1 pseudogene is annotated in these 402 nt (G+C 57.5%); it reads left to right on the top strand.

The window, feature by feature from the left end:
* Positions 1-402 (top strand): annotated as a pseudogene (locus JYB63_RS22625) (translational GTPase TypA); the annotation flags it as partial.

Below are 402 nucleotides of genomic sequence, written 5' to 3'. Positions count from 1 at the left end.
ATCCTTGACCGTCTGAACAAAGAGCTGGTGCACAACGTGGCGCTGCGCGTTGAAGAAACCGATGATGCTGACGCCTTCCGCGTATCCGGTCGTGGCGAGCTGCACCTGTCGGTGCTGATCGAAAACATGCGCCGTGAAGGTTTCGAGCTGGCGGTTTCCCGTCCGAAAGTTATCTTCCGCGAAATCGATGGCCGCAAGCAGGAGCCATTCGAGAACGTGACGCTGGATATCGAAGAGCAGCATCAGGGTTCCGTGATGCAGGCGATGGGTGAGCGTAAAGCCGACCTGAAAAACATGGATCCGGACGGTAAGGGCCGCGTGCGTCTCGACTACGTGATCCCAAGCCGCGGTCTGATCGGCTTCCGTAACGAATTCATGACCATGACTTCGGGTACCGGTCTG

Source organism: Aliamphritea spongicola (genome assembly GCF_017051665.1).
Lineage (GTDB): Bacteria > Pseudomonadota > Gammaproteobacteria > Pseudomonadales > Balneatricaceae > Amphritea > Amphritea spongicola.
The sequence above is the reverse complement of the archived record's forward strand: the minus strand, read 5'-3'. Positions and strand labels throughout refer to the sequence as shown.